15 protein-coding genes are annotated in these 18569 nt (G+C 47.1%); 6 read left to right on the top strand and 9 right to left on the bottom strand.

Annotation, left to right across the window (positions count from 1 at the left end):
• Positions 1-7: 7 nt before the first annotated feature.
• The 7 genes from AYK67_RS14990 to AYK67_RS15020 all read right to left on the bottom strand — a co-directional run bounded on the left by AYK67_RS14990 (position 8) and on the right by AYK67_RS15020 (position 8522).
• Positions 8-1201, bottom strand: a complete 1194-nt coding sequence (locus tag AYK67_RS14990) for a BatD family protein (RefSeq protein WP_068088626.1) — start codon at positions 1199-1201, stop codon at positions 8-10.
• Positions 1198-2778, bottom strand: coding sequence for a vWA domain-containing protein (locus tag AYK67_RS14995; protein WP_068088628.1), 1581 nt, complete (start codon positions 2776-2778; stop codon positions 1198-1200). Before AYK67_RS14995 ends, AYK67_RS14990 begins: the two co-directional genes overlap by 4 nt.
• Entirely contained in the window at positions 2771-3769 is a 999-nt protein-coding gene (locus AYK67_RS15000) for a VWA domain-containing protein (protein WP_068088629.1), read from the bottom strand. Before AYK67_RS15000 ends, AYK67_RS14995 begins: the two co-directional genes overlap by 8 nt.
• The gene (locus AYK67_RS15005) at positions 3763-4290 is read right to left on the bottom strand and encodes a DUF4381 domain-containing protein (protein WP_068088630.1); all 528 of its coding nucleotides are present in this window, start codon (positions 4288-4290) and stop codon (positions 3763-3765) included. Before AYK67_RS15005 ends, AYK67_RS15000 begins: the two co-directional genes overlap by 7 nt.
• Positions 4290-5228, bottom strand: coding sequence for a DUF58 domain-containing protein (locus AYK67_RS15010; RefSeq protein WP_068088633.1), 939 nt, complete (start codon positions 5226-5228; stop codon positions 4290-4292). The genes AYK67_RS15005 and AYK67_RS15010 overlap by 1 nt, the downstream gene beginning before the upstream one ends.
• A 1-nt stretch (position 5229) precedes the next feature.
• Positions 5230-6195: an AAA family ATPase gene (locus tag AYK67_RS15015; protein WP_068088634.1), complete on the bottom strand. Its 966-nt coding sequence runs from the start codon at positions 6193-6195 to the stop codon at positions 5230-5232.
• Positions 6196-6320: 125 nt separating this feature from the next.
• Positions 6321-8522 (bottom strand): cytochrome c3 family protein, encoded by a 2202-nt coding sequence (locus AYK67_RS15020; protein ID WP_162265124.1) that lies wholly within the window; start codon positions 8520-8522, stop codon positions 6321-6323.
• Between the two features lie 550 nt (positions 8523-9072).
• Between AYK67_RS15020 and AYK67_RS15025 the strand changes: the two genes are divergently transcribed.
• Complete coding sequence (locus tag AYK67_RS15025; RefSeq protein ID WP_068088638.1) at positions 9073-10686, top strand: arylsulfatase; 1614 nt, start codon at positions 9073-9075, stop codon at positions 10684-10686.
• Positions 10687-10755: 69 nt separating this feature from the next.
• Here the strand turns inward: AYK67_RS15025 and AYK67_RS15030 are convergent, their stop codons facing one another.
• Together AYK67_RS15030 and AYK67_RS15035 are read right to left on the bottom strand one after the other, a co-directional pair.
• Complete coding sequence (locus tag AYK67_RS15030; protein WP_068088639.1) at positions 10756-11298, bottom strand: DUF2478 domain-containing protein; 543 nt, start codon at positions 11296-11298, stop codon at positions 10756-10758.
• Between the two features lie 89 nt (positions 11299-11387).
• On the bottom strand, positions 11388-12158 hold the full coding sequence (locus AYK67_RS15035; protein ID WP_068088643.1) for an SDR family NAD(P)-dependent oxidoreductase: 771 nt from the start codon (positions 12156-12158) through the stop codon (positions 11388-11390).
• Positions 12159-12862: 704 nt separating this feature from the next.
• On the opposite strand from AYK67_RS15035, the gene AYK67_RS15040 reads away from it, so the two are divergent.
• From AYK67_RS15040 to AYK67_RS15060, 5 genes are all read left to right on the top strand, one after another.
• The gene (locus AYK67_RS15040; protein WP_068088645.1) at positions 12863-14503 is read left to right on the top strand and encodes a BCCT family transporter; all 1641 of its coding nucleotides are present in this window, start codon (positions 12863-12865) and stop codon (positions 14501-14503) included.
• A 281-nt stretch (positions 14504-14784) separates the two neighbouring features.
• Entirely contained in the window at positions 14785-15462 is a 678-nt protein-coding gene (locus AYK67_RS15045; RefSeq protein ID WP_068088648.1) for a CerR family C-terminal domain-containing protein, read from the top strand.
• A 2-nt stretch (positions 15463-15464) separates the two neighbouring features.
• Positions 15465-16424, top strand: coding sequence for an HlyD family secretion protein (locus AYK67_RS15050; protein WP_068088651.1), 960 nt, complete (start codon positions 15465-15467; stop codon positions 16422-16424).
• Positions 16411-17337 (top strand): ABC transporter ATP-binding protein, encoded by a 927-nt coding sequence (locus AYK67_RS15055; protein WP_068088656.1) that lies wholly within the window; start codon positions 16411-16413, stop codon positions 17335-17337. The genes AYK67_RS15050 and AYK67_RS15055 overlap by 14 nt, the downstream gene beginning before the upstream one ends.
• A complete protein-coding gene (locus AYK67_RS15060; RefSeq protein WP_068088658.1) occupies positions 17334-18470 on the top strand; it encodes an ABC transporter permease in 1137 nt (378 codons plus the stop codon). Before AYK67_RS15055 ends, AYK67_RS15060 begins: the two co-directional genes overlap by 4 nt.
• Positions 18471-18569 lie beyond the last annotated feature (99 nt).

Here is an 18569-nt window from a genome sequence, read left to right on the forward strand (position 1 = left end):
TCTCGAGCTATTTACGAACTGTTTGAGAGGGCTTTTTTTTGACTAAATGCATCAACTGCAACCGCGCTAATAATGAAGGCCAAGCGCCGGAAGATCGTTTGCCAGCATAAAGAGCCTGCAACATCGTCTCCACAACGCAACTCTTTCGAGCAGCGACATCACGCAACAAAGGCACCTGGAAGGCTTGCCGTTTGCATGCGCCATAATCAAGCTGGCGATAGAACAAGCCCATTTGTTTTTCCGCTGTGAAGCCTATGAGATTTGTGTAGGGGCGGAGCTGTCTTGCAAAATACCCTGCAAGTTTTGATAGCGCCCACATGACTATTAAAACGGCAAAAACCCCCGCGACATAAAACCCAACTTTAAACCAATCGATACCGCCCGCATTCACGCGGTGGCGAACCAGTTGTTCTTCCTGCCGTTCTTTTTGTGCTGGGTTCCACCAAACCAAGCGTTCACCACCCAGGTCGTACCGTCCGGGCTTTTCAACCGAATAAACGAGCGACTGTTGCAGCTGCGCATAACTTTCCCCTCTATAATAGTTAGAGCTTAATTGCGGCTCCGAGCGCAATAAACTTACTCCATCGGGTACATTAGCAATAAAATCCGGTATCATAACAGCGCTGGTATCATCGGCCTTTATGGTAATAACACGCTCGATTAAATCACCCCGTTGATATCTTTTATCAGCTTTCCAACCAGACCAGTCATCATTGATAGAAACTTCTGGCGAAACCAAATAACCTTGACGAGAACCCATTTCACTGGGCTGTTGAATGATCAAGAACCGTTCTGGCAACTGCGCCTTCACAGCAACTGGCACACCGCTTTCATTAGCAATATGTGCGGTTACAACCACTTCTGGTAGCTGCAAAATACCTTGTTGCCTCGCATAAATTTGATAGCTAAGCCATTGGGTTGCATACTGTTTTCCATTCTCTTGACTAAAGCCGTTCGCGGCACCACTTTCTTCTTGCAGTACCAATGCCCCTTCAATATATGGCAAGCGATAATCGAGCCCGCCCATAAAAAAAGAAGGCGTCGCCACTTGAATACGAATATTGATTTGCTGTCCGGGCGCAAACTGTTCATTAGGAATACTTAACTCCGCCTTTAGCTCGGGCAAACGGTCTTGGCTATTGGCGGTGCCGGCTAAAAGGCACTGAGCAACGAAAAGACACCAGATATAACACCATCTCATTGCGCTTCTCCTGAAGGTACTATCGTGGAGTTCTGGCGCGTTTTCTTTAAATTATACTCGTGTAAGAACTTGGCACGAACAAACTTTTTCGGGTCTTTGCTGATATCACGCAACCATTTCTCAGTAGCGGCCTGACTTTCAAGAACTTGTGATGCCTTCAGTGTTGCCCGTGGCAGCTGGGCAATAATTTGTCGCTGCCCGCCACCATCAGCAATTTCATTGGCCTTTTGTGTTTCTTTATTAGTTGGTGGCTTTACAGGCTTATCGTCCTTTTGCGATGCACTGAACTCGTTGATATCTTTTATAATTTTCTCAACAATCTTCAAATTATGTGCAGCTCGCGTATAATTTGGATTCAAGCCGAGTACACCACGATAGAATTCAGCGGCCGTTTTATAACGGCCGTCTTGTGCCGCAGCATTCCCCATATTGAAAATGGCCTCAAGGTCTCCCTGCTTCGAAAAAGCATCTTGGGCACACTTAAAGTCCTCACCATAATAACAGGCAACTCCGCGCCAACCACTATTTTCAAATTTTTGTGCCGCACGCTTATAATCACCCAGATAAAGATAAATCATGCCCTGTTGATCGTTAGAGAACAGCCAATCAAGCGTATCGGCTTTCGAACTTTGCACTGGAAACACAACAAGACCGCCCACAAGGCATAGTGCCCAGCTAAGTGTCCACCCCTTACGAAACCAAAGTAAAATGAGTACTGCACTTGCCAGGATCAACCAAAAACTCTCGTCTTGCCAATTGCTATCTCCCCCTCTGGGTTGAGAATCCATCGCAAAAACAGCTCGGCTCAAGGCATTATCTGTGCCGCTCATGCTCTCGCCGGAAAAAGTGCGAACACCAAGTTGATTGCCCGTAGACTGGCCAGCAGCCGAGAGAGCAACAACAACACCCTCCATCTCGCGCCTCTCCACCAATGCTTTGAAGTCACTCAGTCCTTTTTCTAAACCATCGGTTACCAGAACAAAGTCGCTACCCGCTTGCGAGTACGCTGGAGTTTGTTGAATAAGCGCTTGTAAGTCATCAAGATCACCACCATCAGCGGGCATAACATCAGGCGAAAGATACGAAAGGTAAAGTCGCGCCAAATCCATATCCACTGTGGGCGGTAATAAAGTGTGAGAGCTGCCAGCAACTGCAATAAGTGCAACCGGCCGCGGCACACCTTGCAACAAAAGGTGGTCGATTAAAAATCGGCCGCGCTCATAACGCGATGGCTTGACATCCTGCTGCGTCATCGACCCCGACATATCCATTAGAACTAATAGGGGGGCCGCTTTTGAAGGGTCTTGATCAGAACGCTGCCAAACAGGTTGCGCAAGACAAACACTCAAAATAACAATCAACGCACTCACCACCAACATGGGCCAGTAATTGCGTTTTACTTTATTAGCAGTAACCAACAACGGCCGAAGGTGCTCAGCAATAATGCCTTTACCCACTTGGCTATTGGCCTTTCGCACGCGCAAGACACGCCATAAAACAAGCAGTAATAGCGGAAGACCCAATAACAAACGCCACGGGTGCAAAAAGTGAAAATCACTAAGAAAGGCTTCAATCATAAATCCGCCTTTCCAATCGCCGTTCCTGTAAACTCATCACCAGCCAGAGAAAGAAATAGGCCGCCAAAGCAGCAGTCAAAATATATGGATACAAGAGCGTAACAGGCTGGAAGGAGCTTTCTTCATATTCACTCGGTGAAATCCTATTGATTTCTGCAAGTGCTTTTTGGAGCGCCTCACTGTCCAGGGCAACAAAACTATCCCCCCCTGTTATTTCAGCGACTTTTTCGAGTGTCGGCAAATCTAATTCTTGGTTTTCAATCTTTGTTTCAGGATTGCCAATGGCAACTGTGAATACTTTTACCTTGAATTTTTGTGCCACCTTGGCCGCCTCAATAGGAGGTAGGCTGCTGGCTGTGTCTTTGCCATCTGTGGCTAATATCAATAGCTTATCTTGAGCGTTTGATTTCTCGAAAGCACGAATTCCAAGACCAATCGCATCGCCAATTGCCGTTGCGGGGCCTGCAATCTCTGTATCCAGCCCCTTTAACATCAACTGCCATGTTTGAATGTCATTTGTAAACGGCACTTGCATGTAAGCACCGCTGCCAAACGCAATAAGGCCAAGCCTGTCTTTAGCCCTTAGCGACGAAAACTTAAGTAAAAGCCTTTGGACAGCCAACCATCTTTCTTGTTTCTGACCCTGAATTTTGTCGGGAAAATCAACGGCATTCATAGACTTAGAAAGGTCAACGGCAATCATTAAATCACGTGCACTTTTACGCTCGCTAACCACATTTCCAAGCATGGCGGGCTGGGCAAGACAAACAACCAAAACGCTCCACGAAACAATAAGAAAAGCCTCTTGCAATCTTGTCCCCCTTTTAACGACGGAGGCTTGACGCGCCATTTGCCCTGTTGCTTCTAAAAGGCGATCGAAAAACGGAACACGAATAGCGCGATCACTTTGCCGAAAAGCAGGCACAAAGTAATAAATAGCAAGTGGTAATGGAAAACATAATAACCACCAAGGGCTTAAGAAAGTTAGCATAGCCCCTCCCTATGATGTTTCACCCATTTCTTTGCTTCTTTTATCAAGTGATAGCGAATGGCTGTACCATCAAAACTTTCAAGAGTTGGCAACGGAGCATACGCATAGTTCTGTAAATAATTGGCAAGGTCATTATCAAAATTGGCCTGCTTGCGCCCGGTTTTATTCAAAAAATCAACCCACGACATACCCGTAAGAGCGGCCACTGTCGCACGGCCATATGCATGTATGGCGACAACTTTGAGGATGCTAGAAACCGCAATTGGCGGCTCTTGACCGCCTTTCCCAAGCCTATTGAGCTGTCTAAGAGCAAGCCTACGATACCGGTTACGGCGCCAGTTACGATACAGCCGCCAACCAAACCACAAAACAGATAATGAAAGGAGTAGCAATACAAACCATGCAAGCGCTGTTGCAGGCCACCAGGAAATTTCACTAGGCAAAACAATAGGTTCTATCTCTTTGAGCAGATAGTTACCAAAAACATCAGGAGGTCCGATTTCTAAGAGAGATAGCGACATTAGCCGACCCCTCCCATGAGCAAGTGCCGCATTTGCTTATCGCATGTTTCATTTGAATACAAAATACCAAACGGCAAACCGCTCAGTTTAACAGCATCACGTAACCGGGTGACATCTTCGGCCATTGCTTGCCGGTAAAGGGCTTCTTCCTCATCATTGTCTTGCAAGCGAAATTGAAAGGTTCCATCCGAGACCACAAGTCCCTTCGCTTGCGCGTAAGACACTTCCAGAGGGTCGCTTACAACAAAAACCATTATATTATGCGACATGCTATGGGTTCTAAGCAAATCAACTTCAACCGAAGTAAACCCATAACTATCTGTAATAATTGCTATAGTACCATTCGATCCGCTAAGAGCCAGCGCTTGGTTTATCACATCGCGAATTAAGGGCCCTTGCTGATCTTTAACAACATCTGTCACCAGCTGCCGGTTAGCTTGGCTCACACCGCGCAAGAAACGAAGTAACCCGCTACGCGTCCGATTGGGTTTATAACTATCAACACCATCATCACGCAGCACGAGGCCACCAACCCTGTCCCCATGGTCTGCCAGCAAGAATGCAATAAACGCAGCCGCTTGAGCAGCAACCACCGCTTTTGTCTGCGTTTGCGAGCCAAACAACATCGATGCTTTCATGTTCACAACAACCAGCGCTGGCCTATCGGTTTCCTCGCTAAATACTTTAACAACCCGCTTGCCTACCCGGGAAGACGCCTTCCAGTCCACTTGCTTGAGAGTATCGCCCTGCCGAAAAGGCCTAAGCTCTTCAAAATCAAGCCCTTGACCACGAATTTTCGAACGGTGACGGCCAGCAAACATGCCACTGGGTCGGAATGAAAAACTTTTACGCAACCGTTTCGCGGCATTCTCCAATGCAATAAGCCCTCGAAAGCTAACAGATATGCGCGGGTCATCAACAGGAGAACGGCTCACCATATTAGGCCTCAACGGGTACTTGGCGAATGATTTCTAAGATAACATCCTTGGGTGTGACCCCATCAGCCAATGCATCAAAACTCAATATAATTCTGTGGCTTAGCACACTTTCAATAACGGCTCTCACATCGTCCGGATCAATATACCCCTTACCCTTTAGCAGGGCATGGGCACGCGCACACTTCTCCAAAGCAATTGTTCCGCGCGGACTTGTCCCCACAGAAATCCAATGCTGTAAGTCACTATCGGCAAACCGCTCTGGCGCACGGGTCGCCATAATGAGATTGACAATATACTTTTCAATAGCCTCCGAAGTATGTAATGAAATCAACTCCTTACGTGCTTGAAAAATTGCAGCCTTATCCACCTGAACCATTGGGGCAACAGCAGCCTCCTCACGCTTCACCAATCGAAGTACTTCCAGCTCTCCATCTTCCCTAGGATAGTCAACAGTCACTTTAAGTAGGAAACGGTCCATTTGAGCCTCTGGAAGGGGATAAGTTCCCTCCTGCTCAATCGGGTTTTGTGTGGCAAGCACCAAAAACAACTCCGGCAACGCATGGCTTTTGCCCCCCAGCGTTACTTGCCGTTCTTCCATTGCCTCAAGGAGCGAAGATTGCACTTTTGGTGGCGCGCGGTTGATCTCATCTGCAAGCATGATATTGGTAAATACAGGCCCCGGTTGAAACACCAAGCCACCAGAATCATTGGTTATTTCATAGCCAACCACATCAGAGGGCATTAAATCGGGCGTAAATTGCACCCGCCCCAGCTCGGTACCCAGCGCTTGCGCCAGACAACGGACACTTCGCGTTTTAGCCGTTCCAGGAAGCCCCTCTAACAGCACATGACCATTGGCAATAAGCGCAATTATGAGCCGCTCGACAACGTGCTCCTGCCCAACAACCTGCGATGAAAGCGACGTGGATAATCTATGTAAACTTTCATGCAATGGCTCAGCGTTCATCTTTATACCTGTCTTCAAATAGCATTCTTGCGGCTATAGAAAATCAGAAAAAGCTGGAGGTTACGTTCTTAAAATCATAAAAATTTCATCAATTTCCAAAACAAAGCACTCACCATATCCGTAGTTTATGGCGCGTATTGTCGTTTAAGACCGGTAACAATATCGTCAGGTGCAACCCGTGCTAATGCCGCCAAACATGCATTTGCATTGTCGCTTCGGTTTTTAAGGTGCAACTCGCACACCAGATACAAATGACGGGGATCTCGACTGTAGGCATAGGCATTTTGAGCTGCAATAAGCGCGTCAAATAAGGATTCACTTTGAAGAGCCAGCGCAAGCACATACCAATATTGAGGATTTTCTTTATCTATTGAAATCGCCTGCCGTAAACTATCAATTGCTTTTGTATTCTCTTTCTCCCTAAAAAACGTGAGGGCACGCGCATACAACAAACGCGACGAATGCGGTTGCGCCGCGATGCCACGCTCAAGTACTTCCAGCCCCTTTCCCTCAAGCGATTGTTGGCGCAATAAGTCGGCAAGGTTTAAATAGTTGCCCTCAAACTGCGGCTCAACTCTTATGCCATTTTCATAGGATTTAATTGCTTCATCCATATTCTCTTTAACACGATGCAGATTGCCCAAATTGGCATTTCCAAAGCCTCGATCCATGCTAAATGATTGAATATTCTGATATTCTTGTAATGCTGGCTCTAAAAGCTGCCTTTTTTCATCGCTAAGCTGCGCCCAGTTGCGCGAAAGTATGCCAGCTGCCTCAGCCCGCACAGCCAGCACCCTATCGTTGATAAGGGGCATAAGTAGCTTCCATTTTTGGGCAATAGGAAACTGTGCCGCCCCATACGCTGCCCCCAGGCGTACCAGTTCATTCTCATCTTTCACGCCACGGGCAATTGCAATCATGGCATTTTGCCCGGGGAAAGCTGCGAGGCGCTGCAAAGCTGAAGCCCGGATAATATCGGCCTGATTGCGATCCTGCGCCACCCGCGAAAGTGCCCGCTCCGCCTTTGGGTCTCCTTGATCGGCCAAATGAAACGCCAGTGCAAAATGATCTGTATGACGGTAGCGACTTTCAGGAAACCACTTGGCAACCCATTGGTCAGCCCATCGCGCATCCCGCTCGGTGTGGCAAGCATTACAAGCATTCGGAGTGCCGATCTTTAAAGACAAATCAGGACGCGGCACCTGAAAACTATGATCTTTACGCGCATCATGTTGCATATACACCTCTTCGCGCATATGGCAACTGCTGCAAACAACCTCTTGCTCAGCCACTTCATGATGCCCATGCTTCTCTTGGGCATACTGTTCACTATCGTGGCACTGCGTACACAGCTCTGGCTCACTTAACTTCAATTTGGCACTATGCGGATTATGGCAATCGCTACAACTCACACCCGAGCGGTACATTTTTGATTGCAAAAAAGACCCGAAAACATAGTTTTCATCAAATATCTGCCCATCAGCATGGTATAGCTCGGCGGTTATTAGCGAAGGTAAATATCGGCTCAAAAAACCGTTTTGCACACTATCATTGCGTTCATTCAATTGCCGCCGCCGACTATGGCAAGGCGCGCAACTTTCCAGCTGGTCAGTAACCCGAAGCCCCTCAGCAATAGGCCGACTAAACCGCTTTTGTTCATCAAAAATAACATGGTGCCAAGCCGCTGCTCGCGCCTCCAGATCACGCTCCAAACCTAAAGCCTGCAACCGCGCTCTTTGGTCCGCTCCATCCACTTGTGCCAAACCCGCGTTCAAACCATCTTCACTATGTGTGCGCTCGTTCATCAGCTTAACATGGCGCAAAGCTGGCCCATGACAGCCCTCACAGCCCACATTCACTTCGCTAAATGAGCTTTTGTAATGATTGCTTGCCGCCTCATAGCCCTTTTCAACCCCTGTCGAATGACAATCGGCACACATAAAGTTCCAGTTTTGCCCAGCATTACGCCAGTAAAAAGTATCGCTTGGCCCAACATCTGGATAGAGGATAAACCAGCGCTGCCCCCCTTCGCCTTGGCTACGGCTATCCCAGGCAAATGGAATGAACTGGTATCTGCCATCGGTTAAACGCACCATATATTGTTGCAATGGATGAACCCCAAAACTATGGGTGATTTGGTGAATAACGCTTTGTCCATCAGCATCAGGTAATGTGATGAACAGACGATCATTTTCGGTCCAAAAACGGCTCAAAAATGGTCCAAATCGTACTTCAATATCGCTAAAGTCGCCAAGAACATTCTCCGGGGTTGCCGGAAGCATGGCATCGTGATGCTGCGAGCCCTTCCACTCACTGTAAATATCCATATGGCAGCTCTGGCAAGATTGTGAACCAGCAAAAGTTTTCGTCTCCCGCTCTAACGGCGGAAGCTGCTCCATAACCTTAGGCATTAATAACTTGGATGAATCGTCTAAAGCCTTTTCCCCCCCAGCAGATGCACATAAAGCAGGCCTTAAGCCCAACACCAGAGCAAAGACAAAAAACAGGCAAACTCGATTTATAAGTCCAGCAAAGTTGGTGCTATTCAAAAAACTCTAGCCTCTCTCCCAAAGTATCAAGCAGATCATTGCGCAACAATACCGCCAAGCAACTCTTGAGTTTTAATAGCTATTAACTCTCAAGCGTAAATTTGTGCCAGGTGTTTACAGAGTGAGAAAACGAATATGAAATTCGAAATCAGTATAAAATAGACCAATGAAATAAAATATTTAAATAATACAATATGTTTTGGATATATATTTACATTCTATTAGCTACAGAAAACATATCAACCTACCTATTCATAAATTTGATACCTCCGGGCCAATAAAAATTGGCGTGGCTTAAGCACAAGCAAGTTGATTGGAGGCTTACCGAATGCAATTACAACAAAAATTGGGTATGCTTGCTGTAGCCGCAGGCTTAATAGTACCCACAGCTCTCTCAATGCCCGCAGCAGCGGCCGATAAGCCCAACATACTTATTATGTGGGGCGATGATATTGGTATTTGGAACACAAGTTTTTGGAACCGCGGTTTGATGGGTTACAAAACACCCAATATTGACCGCATAGCCCACGAAGGCCTTTCATTTACCGACTACTACGGCGAACAATCTTGTACAGCCGGTCGTGCCTCTTTCCTATTCGGACAAACCGGTTTACGTACTGGCCTGACAAAAGTTGGCTTGCCAGGAGCTCCGCAAGGTGCGATGCCTGATGATATCACAATTGCCGAAGCTCTTAAAAACCAAGGCTACGTTACCGGACAGTTCGGCAAAAACCACTTTGGCGACCGTGACGATCAACTGCCAACAAAACATGGTTTTGATGAATTCTACGGCTTTCTGTATCACCTCAATGCCATGCAAGAGCCAGAAAACCCGGACTTCCCACACGATCCAGAGTTTTTAAAACAATTTGGCCCTCGCGGTGTCTTGCACTCCTTTGCCGATGGTAAAGCCCCAACCGATACCGGCCCCCTCACCATCAAGCGCATGCAAACCATTGATGATGATGTTACGGCCAGAACCATCAAATTCATCGATGAAGCTATCGAAAAAGACAAGCCGTTCTTTGTTTGGTGGAATGCTTCCCACATGCATTTTATCACCCACCCCAAAGCCGAGGACATAGGTAAATCCGGGCAAGGCTTCTACAATGACGTTATGGTCTCCCATGATGAACATGTAGGACAATTACTCAAACATCTTGATGACAAGGGCATTGCCGATAACACCATTGTTATGTACGGCACTGACAACGGCCCCCACTACAACACATGGCCTGATGGCGCGATTACTCCATTTAGAATGGAGAAAGAAACCAACTGGGAAGGTGCATACCGCATCCCAGCCTTCGTAAGGTGGCCCGCTGGCAGCTGGACAGGCGGTAAAACCCTAAACGGCATGGTATCCGCACTCGATTTCTTCCCGACATTACTCGCAGCCGCCGGAGATCCGGACATCAAGGAAAAGCTCCTGAAGGGTGGGTATGAGGCCAATAACAAGTCATTTAAAGTTCACTTGGATGGCTACAACATGAACGAGTATTTCGCCGGTAAAACCGAAAAATCGCCGCGTGATCACTTCTTCTACTTCAATGCCGATGCTCAAATCGTAGCCGTTCGTTATGAGCTGACAGATTACAATAAAGGTGGCGAAGGCAAATCAACAGCGTGGAAACTGGTGTATGGTGAGCAACGCGCCCATACAATGGCTCTGTGGGCCGAACCATTTACATGGCTACGCCTTCCAAAGGTCTTCAATCTGCGCCGCGATCCATTCGAGCGTGCCGATCACAATGCAAATGGTTATTGGAACTGGCTCATTGACCGGGCATTCCTGATCTATAAGGCAAATGCTTTGGTTCGCTCTCACCTGCAAACCTATAAGGATTACCCGCCTTCACAGCGCCCTGGTTCCTTCACCATGGATGGTGCCTCAGAATTTGTCTACGATAAATTCGGCGTTGGCCCAGGTGGTTCAAAGTAACAGGACTAATTCATTACGTGTACTTGAAGGGCTCATCATGAGCCCTTCTGACGTTGAGAATGGATTTAATCACATCGCTTGCAATAAACGGCGGGCGGGGATAACACCTTCAGCCCATGCACAAGCTCCATCATTATTCATGTCCAGAATTGTCGCCATATCGCCGACATAATCCTTAAAGTCCTCTTTGTAGGTGTCCTTTAACCCACATAGAACCGGTATTTCGGCCTCCAATGCTGCTTCAATAACATTACGAAGCCCGCGCCCCTCGGACTCGCCTTTACCAAAGCGATTGACGATAACCAAATCAGCTCCCTTTGCCAGCTCGCGCATCAGCTCCATATTAACCTCCGCCAAAGCATGGGGATCCAGCCGACACCCGCGCGAGCCAGAACCAAGGCTTTGCGATATCATTGAGGTGTATTTGCTCGATAGGGAGCGCAAATACATATCCCCGCAGCAACCCTCTGTTTCCACTTCACTTTGTAATACTCCGACAACACGCCCGCCCATGGCTTGCACGTGTATCGCCACAGCTTCTAGCACAGGATCAACCCATTGGGTTTCATTAAAACCAATCGCCGCAATTGGTAAATGGGGAGTTTCAGACATCAAACTTCAACTTCTTAAACTGTTATAGTTTCAATATAATAGCTTTTTGCGCCCCAAAGCGCCATGTGACCAACTGCACCTAAACTAAGCTAGGCTTCAATCAACGAACCATCATAGGCAAAACAATTGCCGCCATCCTCTGCTGTCAGATGCTCAAGGCAATTCAACAGGTGTGCAGCAGCGTAATCGGCTGTAAAAAGCTTATCCTTTGGTATCGATCGGGCAAACGGTGCTGACAGCGGAGTTTCGACTGTACCAGGGTGCAGCCCCACCACCATGACTGAGTGTTTATGCCGGCGTTGCAGTTCAATATTTGCGCAACGTACCAGCATATTTAATGCGGCTTTGGACATACGATAACTATACCATCCCCCGAGTTGATTATCGGAGATACTGCCCACTCGCGCTGATATAAAAGCCATTATAGGCGTTTGATTGTAATTCAGCAGCGGCGCAAAGTGTTTTAATACCAATGCCGGGCCAACTGCATTAACCGCCAGTACATGCTTGAGATTTTCTTCAGTAAGATCATTTAGGCACTTTTCGGCTCTAATTTGTTCTGTTTGCAATACCCCCGTTGCCACAACACATAGGTCAATCTTACCGCTTCTTTGAAGATGCAGGCTTGCTTGGGCAATACTCTCTTCGCTTGTCAGCTCCAACGGTATGATTTCATCAGCCAAACTCTCACTTTCTTGCTGTTTCAATTGCCGGGAAGTTGCTGCAACATGCCATGAAAAACGACAAATGTTTGACTGCTCATGCACTGTATTTAAACATGATGGGTAAGATTTTAACTGCTTAACAATAGCAGAACCAATCCCACCAAGTCCGCCAACGACAACGGCACGCTTTTCCATCGCATTTTCTCCTGCAAGCAAGAACATAATAATAGATAAGCAATGCAAAACGGTGAATCATTTAAAACACAGAGATGTTAATATACTCATCATTCGAGCCAAACAGAGCTAAAACCAATTAGTAGTTTCGCCACCATTTAAACTGTTATACATTAATTTTATTGTACAATTAACTGGAGCAATGCTTGAAAAGACGGAGGATACATTAATCCCAGAATTCCATTATTTTCAATAATTTATAGCGTAAACAAAATCAAAATTCCTAACCCTAAGACATACGAATATATACTAAGTATAACTGATAATTTATTTTTTCTTAAGGTTGACCGAGCCGCGTAATATGAATTACAACATGCCCGTAGCAATATACTAGCTACTCTCACCAGCTGTATTTTTCGGGCTAAAGCCCTAGATAACAACTACAGCTTCAATAATAGGCCTAGCGCCTTACATATGGCCCGAGGTTAAAGCGATATCCCATCACTTTACCGGCGGTTGGCATAGCGGTTTGGACTACCTGTCCGAGAAGACCCAAGATTGCTCGTATAACGATGCTTGCGTATCGCGCATCGCCAGCAAATATGCCTTTTTTGCAGCCACACCCTGTGGCTACTACCCCAGCCTTGGACAAAATGCATAGATTCTATGCTCTCGTAGTTTGTAACACTAGTTGCAAGCTGTGGTGCATTGCGAACAGGTACAGGATGACTGATATAACTGACGCAGAAGCCATTCCCGCCCCGGAAGGGAAGACTGCCATAATCGACACCGACTATGAAGTCGGACAAGATAATATTACGCCAGAAATCGCCGGCTATGGCTTAGACATTCATAATCCGGTTTTTGCTATTTCCGCTCTGGTTATCACTATTTTTGTTGCGATAACCCTCCTCTTCAACAGCGAGATCGGGCCTGTCTTCAGCAGCTTACGCTCCTGGCTGACATCCTCGTTCGCCTGGTTTTTCTTGACTGCGGGCAATATCTTTGTCGTCGCCTGCCTCGGCTTAATCATCAGCCCGCTTGGCAAGGTGCGTATTGGTGGCAGTAAAGCAACACCAGACTATTCGTACACCGCATGGTTTTCCATGTTGTTTGCTGCCGGTATGGGCATCGGCCTTGTATTCTACGGTGTATCAGAGCCTATCTCGCATTACTCGACGTCCATGAGCGGCTCCGACTGGGCGCCTCTTGGAGCCGCAGCTGGAAATGAAGTCGAAGCCATTCGCCTTGGAATGGCAGCGACAATTTTCCATTGGTCGTTACACCCTTGGGCCGTATACGCTATTGTTGGCTTATCTCTTGCCCTTTTTGCCTACAATAAAGGCCTACCCCTTACCATGCGGTCGGTTTTCTATCCGATATTTGGAGAGAAAATCTGGGGTTGGCCAGGTCATGTCATTGATATTCTAGCTGTTTTCGCCACTATGTCGGGTCTCGCAACTTCGCTTGGTATTGGCGCAGAACAAGCCAATGCCGGACTTAACTTCCTCTTTGGCGTTCCGGTTAACAACGTAACCCGTGTTCTGCTTATTGTTGCCATTTCCGGTATTGCGCTAACATCAGTGATTGCAGGTATGGACGCCGGTGTGAAACGGCTTTCAGAAATAAATATGGTAATCGCCGCAGCGCTTTTGTTGTTTGTTATTATAGCAGGCCCAACCCTAACAATACTGGGCGGTTTCGTCGATAACATCCAAGCATATGTTGAGTATTTGCCAGCTCTCGCCAACCCTATTGGCCGGACCGACACCAACTTCATGGAAGGCTGGACCTCCTTCTATTGGGCTTGGTGGATATCCTGGTCACCATTTGTAGGTATGTTTATTGCTCGTATTAGCCGTGGTCGTTCGGTACGTGAATTTATTACCTGCGTTTTGTTGATCCCATCTTTGGTTTCTGTACTTTGGATGACTACATTCGGCGAAACAGCAATCAATCTGATTGTCCATGAAGGTGTGGATGCTATTGCAAAAGCACCACTTGAACTACAGCTCTTTGAAATGCTGAAAGACTTGCCATTAACCGGCATCACATCATTTGTGGGCATTTCACTGGTGGTTGTTTTCTTTGTTACCTCTTCCGACTCAGGCTCTATTGTTATTGATACAATGACAGCAGGCGGTAAGGTCAACACACCAACACCACAGCGTATTTTCTGGGCCTCACTGGTTGGGCTCGTGGCAATTGCCCTACTAATGGGAGGGGGGTTATCAGCACTCCAAGCACTATCGGTTTCTACCGGTTTCCCGTTTGCGATTATCTTGATACTGGCCACATACTCGCTTATTTCCGGCCTTTATACTGAGCGTAAACTGCATAAAACAGAGTACAACAGTAAGAACTAAGATAATAGTTGAACCTGATTGTCTTTATTAGGGCGATGCATTTGCATCGCCCTTTTTTGTTTCTAGCAGTAAGTATTAGCAACTACACGACGTCGCCAATCACTCTAAACCTCAATTAATAATATCAAACAAGAACTTAGTTGTAGAAATTATCTTAATAAGTTCAATCACACGATTAAATCAATCGATTGATTTAATCGTGTGATTGAACTAGAATATATTACAACATATGAATCAAAAGGGTAGTGCCCCCTAAAGGGCAGTGGGAGTTTGGACGAGCGATGCAAAACACACAGGAACTTATTCACCCAAAAACTTCCGCGGGTCGAACAAAGAAATCCCTGATTATGTCTGCTCTTTCGCTGTTTAGCAGCAAAGGTTATGCCGAAACCACCACACGCGATATTGCCGATATGGCACAAGCAAATATATCGTCTATTGCCTATCACTTTGGGGGTAAACAGGGGCTTTACAATTCATGTGCCGATTATCTCATTGTTCTGGCACGTTCCAATGTCAACAATCGCCCCCCATGCCCACCAGAAGAAATCGGTAAAATGACCGCCGAAGAAGCCGAGCAATCCCTAATGGATATGGTTGGGCGGATGATACTCTTCATGTTAGGCAGCAAACATTCACAAATATTCGTCAATTTCGTTCTACGTGAAGTTCGTGAGCAATCACCAGCGATTGCAAAAATATATCAAGAATTTATCAGTCCTAACCTCAACCTGGCTGCTGCTTACTATGCCCGGGCAGCAGAGCTCCCCATTGGTTCGCAGCAGTCTTACCTCACAGTGATGGGGCTTATTGGTCAGGTTCTCTATTTTAAAGTCGCCAGCTATGTCGTTTTAACCACCCTAGAGTGGGAACAAATCGGCGAAGAAGAGCGCGAACAAATTCGCCAAACTGTATGTAGCAATATTCGCGCTTCTATTAAAGCAGCGCGGGGAGAGTAGCCATGTCCATCCTATGTAGTTTACCCCTGGTCGCAAGCCTGTTTTCCGCCTGTACCCCCCCTGCCCCTTTGGCGACCGGTTATGTAGAAGGTGAATATGCCCGCTTAGCCCCGGTAGAACCTGCTGAAATCAAACAGGTGCTTGTCCATCGCGGCCAAACAGTGCGCAAGGGTGACATTATTGCCCGCTTAGAAACAGATGATGTTGAAAATGATCTCAACGAAGCACAAGCAGCCGTCAATGAAGCGCAGGCCCAACTTGACAATTTGAAGCTTGGCAAAAGAGATGAAGAAATAGCTGTTTTGGAGGCTTCGATAAACTCAGCCAAAGCGCTGCTTGCCGAACGCCAGCGGGTATTACACCGCCAAGAGGGGTTATTTCAACGAGATGTAATGTCTAAGGCAACTCTAGAAAAAGCCCAGACTGATTACGACATGGCAGCGGCAAGGTTGGAAGAGCTGAAAGCTCAACTGGTTGTAGCCACTCTTCCAGCACGAAAAAACCAGATCAAAGCGGCCCAAAGCTCGCTGGAACGCGCAAGCGCCCGTTTAGCGCGCACAAAGTGGCGCTTGCAAGAGCGTACAATCACTGCACCAGCTGATGGTAAAATCTTCGATGTCATACATCGTCAAGGCGAAATTGCCAGCCCGACAGCCCCGGTAGTTTCTATGCTACCGAAAGGAGCGGTGAAGCTAAATCTATATGTACCCGAAGAAAAATTCAGCACCATTTCTATTGGCAGTAAATTGCGTGTTAACTGCTCGTCTTGCCAAAACGGTTTATACGCCAGCGTTTCTTACGTTGCAGATGGACCCGAATTTACGCCCCCTGTCATTTACTCATTAGAAAACCGACAGGAACTTGTATTTTTGGTGGAAGCAAAACCAATCGATGCAGCCAACACATTAAAACCCGGGCAGATAGTAGACGTGGCACTGGAGAAAAACCATGAGCCACACTAACGCCATTGACGTACAAAATCTTACCAAGAAATTTGGTGCCAACACCGTAGTCAACCACATCTCCATGCAGGTTAAAAAAGGCGAGATTGTCGGCTTTTTAGGGCCAAACGGCTCGGGTAAAACCACCAGCATTCGCATGATGTGTGGCCTACTTACTCCAAATGAAGGCTCAGGCACTGTACTTGGCTATGACTTGATTAAAGAGCGGCTGAAAATCAAGCGCGAAGTGGGCTATATGACCCAGAAGTTTTCGTTCTACGATGATTTAAGTATCGAAGAAAACCTCGCATTCGTGGCCCGACTTTATCATTTGCGTCCGTTAAAGGAATATGTTGAAGCAACATTAAAATCGCTTGGGCTTTACAGCAGACGTAAACAATTGGCAGGCGCTTTATCTGGCGGCTGGAAACAACGCCTTGCATTAGCGGCCTGCACCATGCACAAACCAAAATTACTGCTACTTGATGAACCCACAGCAGGTGTTGACCCCAAAGCTCGACGAGAATTTTGGGATGAAATACACGAATTTGCCGCCGAAGGTATGACCGTACTGGTTTCAACCCACTATATGGACGAGGCCGAGCGCTGCCATCGTATCAGTTACATCGCCTATGGCAACATGCTGGCACAAGGCACCGTTGAGCAGGTTATTGAAGGCTCCGGCTTGCAAACTCTGGTCGTTAAAGGGGATACAAGCGCAAAGCTTGCCAAACAGCTCGCCGAGCATTCCGATATCGAGCAGGTCGCACCGTTCGGTGCAACACTACATATTGTCGGTAAAGACACGCAAAAACTTCGGCGCGCTGTGAGCGACATCTGCCATGGCCATACTCTTAGCATTGAAAAAGGCGAAACCACACTAGAAGACGTCTTTATCAAGTTCATGTCCGACAGCAAGGACAATATGCAATGAACAAGTTCTTCTCTCTCTCCCGTTTCTGGGCCATGTTTACCAAGGAATTCATCCAGGCCAAAAGAGACCGTATCACCTTTGCCATGATACTTGGGGTTCCTATTATTCAGCTTATCCTTTTTGGTTACGCGATAAATAGTGACCCACACGGCCTGCCTACAGCATTGGTTTACACCAGTAATGACCCTTATACGCGGGCAATTGTGACCGCTCTTGAGGTCTCGGATTACTATGAGTTTGAATACATTGGCGTTTCAGCCAAGCAAGCCGATAGCCTGATGATAAAAGGCGATGTCACCTTTGTGGTGACTATTCCCTCCGATTTATCAGCCCGTATCCAACGCAAAGATAAGCCTTCAATACTGGTTAGTGCCGACGCCACCGATCCTGCAGCGACTTCTGGCGCTGTTACAGCCCTGATGAACCTTGCGAACGAAGCACTTTCGCGTGTTAATGGCGAAGAAGCATCGTTAAAACTGGCACAAGAGCAACGCCTTAATATTATTGTGCATCGCCGATATAATCCTGAGGGCATTAGCCAGTACAACACCGTTCCCGGCCTGTTAGGCGTAATCATGCAAATGACCATGGTATTGATGACGTCCCTCTCGCTCACGCGCGAACAAGAGCGTGGTACAATGGAGAATTTACTGGCCATGCCAGCAAATGCCGCCGAGATCATGCTCGGTAAAATAACTCCCTATCTGCTGTTGGGTGCCATACAGGTAACCATTATTCTGAGTGCGGGAAAGCTATTGTTTGGTGTCCCTTTTGTTGGCAGTCTAACCTTGCTGTTACTATCAACAATGGTCTTTGTGCTGGCTCTGGTCTTGCTTGGATACTTCTTCTCCACCATTGCCAAATCGCAGATGCAGGCTATGCAACTAATGATACTCTCGTTTCTACCAAGTATCCTGCTCTCAGGCTTTATGTTCCCCTTCCGTGGCATGCCTGTATGGGCGCAATATATCGGCGAAGCCCTGCCCCTCACCCATTTTATCCGCATAATCCGCGCTGTCATGCTGAAAGGAGCCCAGCTGCCACAAGTGGCCGGTGAGCTGCAAGTTCTATTTGTCTTTGTAATCTTATTTGCGTTGCTTGCATTATCGCGCTCAAAACGCACACTGGACTAACAATAGCTGAATGACATGAACCGCCCGCCATTTCCCCGTGGCGGACCGGCAAAGGGCAAAAGCCGCACTGGCTTTTGCCCCGCTTTGTTGGGGTATTGG

Source organism: Polycladidibacter stylochi, from assembly GCF_001562055.1.
In the GTDB taxonomy this organism is placed as follows: domain Bacteria; phylum Pseudomonadota; class Alphaproteobacteria; order Rhizobiales; family Stappiaceae; genus Pseudovibrio; species Pseudovibrio stylochi.

Coding starts and splice junctions, on each gene's coding strand:
- AYK67_RS15055 (WP_068088656.1), top strand. CDS start 16,411: ATGAGCCACACTAACGCCATTGACGTACAAAATCTTACCAAGAAATTT.
- AYK67_RS14990 (WP_068088626.1), bottom strand. CDS start 1,201: ATGAGATGGTGTTATATCTGGTGTCTTTTCGTTGCTCAGTGCCTTTTA.
- AYK67_RS15060 (WP_068088658.1), top strand. CDS start 17,334: ATGAACAAGTTCTTCTCTCTCTCCCGTTTCTGGGCCATGTTTACCAAG.
- AYK67_RS15040 (WP_068088645.1), top strand. CDS start 12,863: ATGACTGATATAACTGACGCAGAAGCCATTCCCGCCCCGGAAGGGAAG.
- AYK67_RS15030 (WP_068088639.1), bottom strand. CDS start 11,298: ATGTCTGAAACTCCCCATTTACCAATTGCGGCGATTGGTTTTAATGAA.
- AYK67_RS14995 (WP_068088628.1), bottom strand. CDS start 2,778: ATGATTGAAGCCTTTCTTAGTGATTTTCACTTTTTGCACCCGTGGCGT.
- AYK67_RS15020 (WP_162265124.1), bottom strand. CDS start 8,522: ATGGATATTTACAGTGAGTGGAAGGGCTCGCAGCATCACGATGCCATG.
- AYK67_RS15005 (WP_068088630.1), bottom strand. CDS start 4,290: ATGTCGCTATCTCTCTTAGAAATCGGACCTCCTGATGTTTTTGGTAAC.
- AYK67_RS15035 (WP_068088643.1), bottom strand. CDS start 12,158: ATGGAAAAGCGTGCCGTTGTCGTTGGCGGACTTGGTGGGATTGGTTCT.
- AYK67_RS15025 (WP_068088638.1), top strand. CDS start 9,073: ATGCAATTACAACAAAAATTGGGTATGCTTGCTGTAGCCGCAGGCTTA.
- AYK67_RS15050 (WP_068088651.1), top strand. CDS start 15,465: ATGTCCATCCTATGTAGTTTACCCCTGGTCGCAAGCCTGTTTTCCGCC.
- AYK67_RS15015 (WP_068088634.1), bottom strand. CDS start 6,195: ATGAACGCTGAGCCATTGCATGAAAGTTTACATAGATTATCCACGTCG.
- AYK67_RS15000 (WP_068088629.1), bottom strand. CDS start 3,769: ATGCTAACTTTCTTAAGCCCTTGGTGGTTATTATGTTTTCCATTACCA.
- AYK67_RS15045 (WP_068088648.1), top strand. CDS start 14,785: ATGCAAAACACACAGGAACTTATTCACCCAAAAACTTCCGCGGGTCGA.
- AYK67_RS15010 (WP_068088633.1), bottom strand. CDS start 5,228: ATGGTGAGCCGTTCTCCTGTTGATGACCCGCGCATATCTGTTAGCTTT.